8 protein-coding genes are annotated in these 7,391 nt (G+C 69.3%); 2 read left to right on the forward strand and 6 right to left on the reverse strand.

What is annotated here, in order from left to right:
- Nucleotides 1-25: 25 nt before the first annotated feature.
- On the reverse strand, nucleotides 26-697 hold the full coding sequence (nucS, locus tag STRTUCAR8_RS38135; RefSeq protein ID WP_006381683.1) for an endonuclease NucS: 672 nt from the start codon (nucleotides 695-697) through the stop codon (nucleotides 26-28).
- Between the two features lie 298 nt (nucleotides 698-995).
- Between nucS and STRTUCAR8_RS38140 the strand changes: the two genes are divergently transcribed.
- Nucleotides 996-1,388, forward strand: coding sequence for an SCO5389 family protein (locus STRTUCAR8_RS38140; RefSeq protein ID WP_006381684.1), 393 nt, complete (start codon nucleotides 996-998; stop codon nucleotides 1,386-1,388).
- A gap of 91 nt (nucleotides 1,389-1,479) precedes the next feature.
- On the opposite strand, the gene STRTUCAR8_RS38145 is transcribed toward STRTUCAR8_RS38140, so the two are convergent.
- Complete coding sequence (locus tag STRTUCAR8_RS38145; RefSeq protein ID WP_044473586.1) at nucleotides 1,480-2,508, reverse strand: LLM class flavin-dependent oxidoreductase; 1,029 nt, start codon at nucleotides 2,506-2,508, stop codon at nucleotides 1,480-1,482.
- A gap of 312 nt (nucleotides 2,509-2,820) precedes the next feature.
- Here STRTUCAR8_RS38145 and STRTUCAR8_RS38150 point away from each other — a divergent pair, with 312 nt between their 5' ends.
- A complete protein-coding gene (locus STRTUCAR8_RS38150; protein ID WP_006381682.1) occupies nucleotides 2,821-3,156 on the forward strand; it encodes a hypothetical protein in 336 nt (111 codons plus the stop codon).
- 64 nt (nucleotides 3,157-3,220) lie between these two features.
- Here STRTUCAR8_RS38150 and STRTUCAR8_RS38155 read toward each other — a convergent pair whose 3' ends face one another.
- The 4 genes from STRTUCAR8_RS38155 to STRTUCAR8_RS38170 form a co-directional block, all read right to left on the reverse strand.
- Nucleotides 3,221-4,087: an ABC transporter permease subunit gene (locus tag STRTUCAR8_RS38155; RefSeq protein WP_006381678.1), complete on the reverse strand. Its 867-nt coding sequence runs from the start codon at nucleotides 4,085-4,087 to the stop codon at nucleotides 3,221-3,223.
- Nucleotides 4,084-5,313 carry an ABC transporter ATP-binding protein gene (locus STRTUCAR8_RS38160; protein ID WP_044473587.1) on the reverse strand — a complete coding sequence of 410 codons (1,230 nt, stop codon included), beginning with the start codon at nucleotides 5,311-5,313 and terminating at the stop codon, nucleotides 4,084-4,086. Before STRTUCAR8_RS38160 ends, STRTUCAR8_RS38155 begins: the two co-directional genes overlap by 4 nt.
- Before the next feature lie 154 nt (nucleotides 5,314-5,467).
- Nucleotides 5,468-6,238, reverse strand: a complete 771-nt coding sequence (locus tag STRTUCAR8_RS38165; protein ID WP_006381680.1) for an ABC transporter permease — start codon at nucleotides 6,236-6,238, stop codon at nucleotides 5,468-5,470.
- The gene (locus tag STRTUCAR8_RS38170) at nucleotides 6,235-7,230 is read right to left on the reverse strand and encodes an ABC transporter ATP-binding protein (RefSeq protein ID WP_006381685.1); all 996 of its coding nucleotides are present in this window, start codon (nucleotides 7,228-7,230) and stop codon (nucleotides 6,235-6,237) included. Before STRTUCAR8_RS38170 ends, STRTUCAR8_RS38165 begins: the two co-directional genes overlap by 4 nt.
- Between the last annotated feature and the right edge of the window lie 161 nt (nucleotides 7,231-7,391).

The raw sequence follows: 7,391 nt of genomic DNA on the forward strand, positions 1-7,391 counted from the left end.
CAAGCCTCACAGCCGTGAACCCGCGTCAGAACAGCCGGAGTTTGTCGTCCTCGATGCCGCGCAGGGCGTTGTAGTCGAGGACCGCGCAGCCGATGCCCCGGTCCGTGGCGAGGACGCGGGCCTGGGGCTTGATCTCCTGGGCGGCGAAGATGCCGCGCACCGGAGCGAGGTGCGGGTCGCGGTTCAACAGCTCCAGATAGCGCGTGAGTTGCTCAACACCGTCGATCTCGCCGCGCCGCTTGATCTCGACGGCGACCGTCGCGCCCTCGCCGTCCCGGCACAGGATGTCGACCGGGCCGATGGCCGTCATGTACTCGCGGCGGATGAGGGTGTAGCCGGCGCCGAGGGTGTCGATGCGGTCGGCGAGGAGTTCCTGGAGGTGCGCTTCCACGCCGTCCTTGATCAGGCCGGGATCCACGCCCAGTTCGTGCGAGGAGTCGTGGAGAATCTCCTCCATCGTGATGATGAGCTTCTCGCCCGCCTTGTTGGTGACGGTCCAGATCCCTTCCTCTTCTCCGGTCCCCTCCTTCAACGTGCAGGGCGGAGACATCCAGTTGAGAGGCTTGTAGGCGCGGTCGTCCGCGTGGATCGAGACGCTGCCGTCAGCCTTGATGAGGATGAGACGGGGGGCCGACGGGAGATGAGCGGTGAGCCGGCCCGCGTAGTCCACGGAACAGCGCGCAATGACGAGACGCATGGTCGGCAACGCTACTCGACGGGCGGTGGTCCACGCGATTCGCCCACCTCACAGTGCTGACGTGCGATCGGTGGGCCGACGGAACATGCCAGAGGCAACTGTTCGTTGTTGGCTGATTGTGTGCCTACGAGGACGGTTCTGACCGGTCCTGTATCCGCGTTTTCCTGGTGCGGTCACGGTCCGTTGCCTACCGTAGTAAACGGGAGGTCGCGATGCATGTACGGAGCGTGCTCGGTGTCGCGGGCTCTCTTTCCCTGTCAGGCAACCCCCGTGACCCGGGGGTGCGAGAGGAGAACTCATGTCGCTCGACGTCTCACCGGCCCTACTCGAACAGGCCGAGCGAGGCGAGGTCGATGAAGCGGAATTCGTCGACTGCGTCCGGACCTCCCTGCCCTACGCATGGGAGATGATCAGCTCCCTGGTGGCCCAGCTGAAGGTGGACGGCGGAGACTTCGCCGACAACCAGACGCCGCCGCCGGACGAGCAGGCACGTGGCCAGCTGCTGCGTGCGCTGGCGAGTGACGCGATACGCGGCGCGCTGCAGCGGCACTTCGGTGTGCGGCTGGCCTTCCAGAACTGCCACCGGGTGGCGGTGTTCCCGCTGGACTCCTCGGTGGACGTCAAGCTGGCCCGCTTCACCTCGGTACGCAGTCAGTTGCTGAACCAGTCACCGGAATTCCGGGACTGCTGACGCGATTTGGGGCAACGGCTTGCCGCTCCCGTGCGCGGGAGGTGTTTCTGTACGGGGCGGCAAGCTCCCTGGGGCGGTGCGGTCGGGCGCGTCAGCGCAGCTGGGTGAGGACGTCGGTGCCCAGCCGTCGTACGTTCTCCTCCGTGGCCGCCAGGTCGCCGGACCCCTCGACGAGGAGGGCGAAGCGCGAGATGCCCGTCCGTTCGGAGGTCGCCGCGAGCCGGTCGGCGCACAGCCTGGCCGTGCCCACCGGGTGCAGTCCGCAGAGGAGTTCGGTGTACGCCACCGGGTCCCGCATCGAACGCGCCCGTCCATCCACCGTGACATGTGCTTCCAGCCCTAGTCGCAGCCAGCCCGGCATCGCCTTCATCAGTGTCTCGACGGCGTCCGTACGCCGGTCCGCGATCTGGCAGATGCCGGCCGACACATGGGCGGCGCCCCGGATCTCGTCCACCGGCCGCCCCGCCGCACGGGCGTACTGCCGCCACAGGGCGACCATCTCGGCCTTCTCCTCGTCCCCGACATGCATCCCGAGGAGCATCGGCAGTCCGCGCTCGGCGGCCAGCCGCACGCTCGACGGCGAGGTGCAGGCGACGACGACCTCCGGTCCCGCCGTCTCCGTCAGCGACTCCGACGGGGCGGGTACGACGGGCACCTCACGGAACCTGAACCGGTCGCCGTCCGCCGACACGGACGGTTCACGCAGCCAGCGGACCAGCAGATCGAGTGATTCCGGGAACGCCTTCTCGTACGCCTCAAGGCCCGTCCCGAACACCTCCAGGTCGACCCACGGCCCGCCGCGCCCCACGCCCAGCGTGAACCGCCCGCCGGACGTCAGATGCAGCAGAGCCGCCTGTTCGCCGAGCGCCACGGGGTGGGTGGTGGGCAGGACGCTCACCGCCGTACCGACCCGGATGCGCCGGGTGCGGCCCAGCAGCAGGGCGGCCAGGGTCGTCGCGGACGGGCAGGTGCCGTACGGGACGAAGTGGTGCTCCGCCAGCCAGACCGTGTCGAGACCCGCCTCCTCGGCGACCTCGGCGGACCGGACCGCTCGGTGCAGCGCCTCCCCCTGGCCCTGGCCCGGGAACTGGGCCGCCAGCACAAAACTTCCTACGCGCATTGCTCTTTCCTGCTTCCTAGGCCCCGACACGGAGCTCCCCCGCACGGCATAACCGCGCGACACGTGCCGAAGTCACGGCTTGGCGGAGAGATTGGCGGATTGTCTGCAGAATCGGGCGGCCGGGCGGGGAGCTTCCTGCGGTCCGGCGGGGGTCTGCCTCGAAGCGGCCCGAGAGTCGACGACATGATTCGGGCGGGAGTTCGAGAGTGTTCGAGAGGAGTGGTGCGGAGGTGGTTACTTACATCTACCCAGGATCGCGCCGCGTAGGCTGGAGAGCATCCGTGCTCCCCGACCCGCTCCGTGAGGTGTCCTGTGTCCCCGCGTCGCAACCGCCCCCAAGGCCCCGGCGGCTCGTCCGGCCATAGTGCCGACGGGGACGACTCCGGCCGCTACGGCGGCTTCCAGTCCTCGGAGAGCTGGCAGGGCGAGAACTGGAACGTCCGGCACGTGGCGGGAGCCAGCGCCCAGGGCAAGACGTACCGCTGTCCCGGCTGCGACCAGCTGATCCCGTCCGGCGTCCCGCATGTCGTCGCGTGGGCCGAGCACGCGGGCGTGGACGACCGCCGGCACTGGCACAAGGCGTGCTGGAACGCGAAGGACCGCCGCACCACGCGGGTGCAGCGGTCCCGTAACTCACCGAGGTTCTGAACGAGGTTCCGACCGGGTTCCCGAACTGGCCCAGCAGGCAGGGCAGTTCACGCGTCCGGGTGAATCACACGTCCCGGCGGTCGAGCAGTACGAAGGCGCCGACGATCGCCGCGGCGGTCACCCCGGCGAGCAGACCGAGCTGTGCGCCGCCGCCGGTGCCGCCGTCCCCCTCGCCGATCCCGAAGATCTTGGCGAGGGCGTTGGGGGCGTTGTAGTCCACCATCTTCTCGCCGATCGTCCGCATGCTCTCGGACAGCATCAGGAACGCGGGCAGGATCGCCGGTACGAGGACGAGGCCCAGCATCGCGGTGATCGCGCCCGCCGAGTGACGCAGCATCGAGCCGACCGCGAGGGCGAGCACCCCGAGCAGCGAGACGTACAGCGCGCCCTTGACGACCGTGCCGCCCCACGCCGCGCCCTCGCCGTCGCTGTGCATCGACTCGGTCACCAGCCCGATGAAACCGATCGCGAACGCGGACACCACGAACGCGACAGTGAAGAAGATGATCAGCTTGGCGGCGAGCACCCGGTGGCGCTGCGGCGAGGCGGTGAACGTCGTACGGATCATGCCGGTGCCGTACTCCGACGAGACGACCAGCACGCCCAGCGTGATCAGGCAGATCTGCCCGAGGATCAGCCCGAAGAACGCGGGGATGGTGTAGGGCACCTTCCCGAAGTCCTCGTCGGTCGTCTGCGCGGCGACCAGCAGGCCGATGCCGACGACGAGGAGCAGGAAGACCCCGAGCGTCCAGATCGTCGAGCGCACCGACTTGATCTTCGTCCACTCGGAGGCGAGGGCGTGACCGAGGTGCGTGCGCGTGACCGGGATCGGCGAGGTGTAGGGGGCGTACGAAGTGCCGGGCGCCGCCTGCCAGTTGGGCGCGGACTGCGGCTGCAGCGCTTGCGTCGGGGGCTGCTGGGGCGTGCTCATCGGGCGTCCTCGGGCTTGGTCAGGGCGGGGGCGGCGGCAGCGGCGGGCGCCTGCTGAGGGGCGGTGGCGGGCTGCGCGTACGGGTTCACGTGGCCGCCGGCGGGAGCACCGGGGCCGCCAGTCGCGCCGTACGGCCCTGCGGGCTGCCCGGGACCGCTGGGCTGACCGGTGTCCCCGAACGGCGGCTGACCGCCCAGCTGGGGCGGCGGCGGGGCGTACCAGCCCGGCTGGCCCTGCCCCGGGACCGGCATCTGCACCGGCGGCTGCGCGCCCGGCGGTGGCAGCTGATGGAGACCGGCCTTCTGGTCGACGGTCGAGCGGTAGTCGACGGCGCCCTGCGTCATACGCATGTACGCCTCCTCCAGCGACGCCTGGTGCGGCGACAGCTCCCACAGGCGTACGTCGGCGCTGTGCGCGAGGTCGCTGATGCGGGGCAGCGGCAGCCCGGTCACACGCAGCCCGCCGTCCGGCTCGGGCAGCACCTGGCCGCCCGCCTCGGTCAGCGCGGCCGTCAGCTTCTCGCGCTGCTGCGGCTCGGTGTCGGGGGTGCGCACGCGCGCGAAGTCCGCCGAGTTGGTGGAGATGAAGTCCCTGGTGCTCATGTCGGACAGCAGCTGTCCGCGCCCGATCACGATGAGGTGGTCGGCGGTCAGCGCCATCTCGCTCATCAGGTGGGAGGAGACGAACACGGTCCGCCCCTCCGCCGCGAGGGCCTTCATCAGGTTGCGCACCCAGAGGATGCCCTCGGGGTCGAGGCCGTTGACCGGCTCGTCGAAGAGCAGCACCTGGGGGTCGCCGAGCAGTGCGGCGGCGATACCGAGCCGCTGTCCCATACCGAGCGAGAATCCCTTGGAGCGCTTACGGGCCACGTCCTGCAGTCCGACGACGCCCAGCACCTCGTCCACACGCCGCGCCGGGATGCCCGACAGCTGGGCCAGGCAGAGCAGGTGGCTACGGGCGGACCGGCCGCCGTGCACCGCCTTGGCGTCGAGCAGCGCGCCGACTTGCCGGGGCGCGTTGGGCAGCTTGCGGTACGGGAAGCCGCCGATCGTCACCTGGCCCGAAGTGGGCTGGTCCAGGCCGAGGATCATCCTCATCGTCGTCGACTTGCCCGACCCGTTGGGGCCGAGGAAGCCGGTGACGGACCCCGGCCGCACCTGGAAGGAAAGGTTGTACACGGCCGTCTTGTCGCCGTAGCGCTTCGTCAGGCCGACTGCCTCGATCATGCTCCGCACCCATCGAAAAATTCAGGACAGCGGGGCACAAGCCCCCGTAAGGGTTAGGAGCTTATCCGGGCGCTGACGGTTCCCTTCAAAACGCAGTAAAAATGTCGGGTCCATGACCGGGATGATCGACGGCCGGGTGCGGGGGACGCGCGGTTCAGGCGTCCCGCTCCTTCAGCAGAACATAGCCGCCCAGCAGGGCCACCGCGACCCACCCCACCATGATCGCGAGCCCGCCCCAGGGACCGTACGGAGTGTCGTTGTCGATCGGGGTGACCACCTGCATGATCTTGCTGCCGGCCTGGTCGGGCAGATAGCGGGCGACCTTCTTCGTCGCCGAGACGGCGCCCAGGATGTTGGAGATCAGGAAGAAGAACGGCATCAGGACACCGAGCGACAGCATCGGGCTGCGCAGCATCGCGGCCACACCCATGGAGAACAGGGCGATGAGCGTCATGTAGAGCGCCCCGCCGATGACCGCGCGCAGCACGCCCGGATCGCTGATGGACGTCGAACGGTCGCCCAGCATCGCCTGGCCGAGGAAGAACGCGGCGAAGCTGGTGACGACGCCGACCGCGAAGGCGAGCCCGGCCGCCACCGTGAGCTTGGCGGCGAGGAACGTGCCGCGCTGCGGTACGGCGGCCAGCGAGGTGCGGATCATGCCGGTGCTGTACTCGTTCGACACGACGAGCACCCCGAACACGATCATCGCGAGCTGTCCCAGACTCATCCCCGCGAAACTCGTGTACGTCGGATCGAAGGAGAGCCGGTCCTTCTCGCTGAGGTCGCTCCACTGGTTCTTGAACAGCAGGGAGATCAGCGCGCCGAGCGCGATCGTCACCACGGCCGCCAGACCGAGCGTCCACACCGTGGACGCCACCGACCGGATCTTGGTCCACTCGGACCGGATGACCTGAGCGGCCGTCATGACCGTCCTTCCTGCCAGCTGTCGCCCCACACCCCGGCCGACGAAGCGGGCGGGGGGCCGTCCTGGAGGCCGGACGGGATGGGCGTGTCGGAGTGCGCGTGGTACTCGACCGTCTCGGCGGTCAGCTGCATGAACGCCTCCTCCAGGGAGGCCTGCTGGGGGCTCAGCTCGTGCAGTACGAGGTGGTGCTGTGCGGCCAGCTCACCGATCTGCTCGGCCTTGCCGCCGTCCACTTCGAGCGTCTCGCCGCCGGCCTGTACCGCGGTGATCCCGGCGGCGTACAGGACGTCGAGCAGCCGTTCGCGCTGAGGGGAGCGGATACGGACGTACGAACGCGAGTTCTGCTCGATGAAGTCCGCCATGGAGGTGTCGGCGAGCAGCCGCCCCTGCCCGATGACGACCAGGTGATCGGCGGTCAGCGCCATCTCGCTCATGAGGTGCGAGGAGACGAACACGGTCCGGCCCTGACCGGCCAGGGATTTCATCAGGTTGCGGATCCAGTGGATGCCCTCGGGGTCGAGGCCGTTGACCGGCTCGTCGAACATCAGGATCCGCGGGTCACCCAGGAGCGCGCCCGCGATACCGAGCCGCTGCCCCATGCCGAGGGAGAACCCCTTCGCCTTCTTCCGGGCGACCGACGTGAGACCGACGGTGTCGAGCACCTCGTCCACGCGCGTGCGGGGGATGCCGTTGCTCTGCGCGAGACAGAGGAGGTGGTTGAAGGCGCTGCGCCCGCCGTGCATGGCCTTGGCGTCGAGCAGGGCGCCGATGTAGGTGAGGGGGTCCTTGAGCCGGTCGTAGTGCTGACCGTCGATCCGGACGTCACCGGCGGTGGGGCGGTCGAGGCCGAGCATCATCCGCATGGTGGTGGACTTGCCGGCGCCGTTGGGGCCGAGGAAACCGGTGACGATGCCGGGTCTGACGGTGAACGTCAGATGGTTGACCGCGACTTTGTCGCCGTACCGCTTGGTCAGCCCCTCTAGCTCGATCATGCGGCCACGCTAGTTCGGGGGGTCGGGCGCTGCCAGTTGGCTTCGCCGGGCGGGGGGTCACGTGTGCGGCAACTTTTGGTGAACCGGGGTCGTTTTTGGGGTGATCGATCGTGGGTGTGTGCTGCGCCGTCGTGGCTTGTCGCGCAGTTCCCCGCGCCCCT

Origin of the sequence: Streptomyces turgidiscabies Car8 (assembly GCF_000331005.1) — a bacterium.
Taxonomy (GTDB): Bacteria; Actinomycetota; Actinomycetes; order Streptomycetales; family Streptomycetaceae; genus Streptomyces; species Streptomyces turgidiscabies.